Annotated in this window: 1 protein-coding gene; it reads right to left on the bottom strand. The window is 70.0% G+C overall.

Translation table 11 applies throughout. From position 1 onward, the window contains the following. Nucleotides 1-671 (bottom strand): carbohydrate kinase family protein (locus CJ014_RS27305; protein ID WP_100083631.1); only part of this gene is annotated, 671 nt, incomplete at both ends.

Below are 671 nucleotides of genomic sequence, written 5' to 3' on the forward strand. Positions count from 1 at the left end.
CCCTGGAAGGTGTCGCCGGCGCCGATGGTGTCGACCACCTTGACGGCCGGGGCGGCCACCTCCACCCGGCCGGCCGTCCGGTGCCAGGCGATGACGCCGTCGGCGCCGCGCGTGACGATCACCAGCGCCGCGCCGCCGGCCAGCATTTCCTCGGCCCTGGCGTCGAAGGCATTGCCGCCGAACAGGAAGTCGAAGTCCATGTCGGACATGCGGACGATGTCGGCGGTCTTGGCGAACTCGGCCATGCGCGCCGTGTAGGCGGCCTTGTCGCGCGTCAGCGTCGGCCGGCAGTTGGGATCGAACGACAGCGTCGTCCGGCCCTTGGCCGCCTTGAACAGCGCGAGATATTCTGAGGCCACCGGCTCGTTGATCAGCGTGGTCGAGCCGACGTGCAGCGCCTCGATGGCCGGGAAGGGAATGCTGTCCGGCCGATAGGTCCACAGGCGGGCCGCCGTCGTCTCGTCGTAGAAGGCGTAGTGCGGCTCGTTGCCGACGAAGCGGACGAAGGCCAGCGTGGTCTCGTCGTCGGAGCGGCGGACGTAGCGCAGCGACACGCCGGAGGCGGCCAGGTGGTCGGCGATCATCGCGCCGAACATGTCGTTGGCGATGCCGCCGACGAAGCCGGTCAGCGCGCCGAGGCGCGACATGGCGACGGCGATGTTGAGGCAGGA

Origin of the sequence: Pleomorphomonas carboxyditropha (assembly GCF_002770725.1) — a bacterium.
GTDB lineage: Bacteria > Pseudomonadota > Alphaproteobacteria > Rhizobiales > Pleomorphomonadaceae > Pleomorphomonas > Pleomorphomonas carboxyditropha.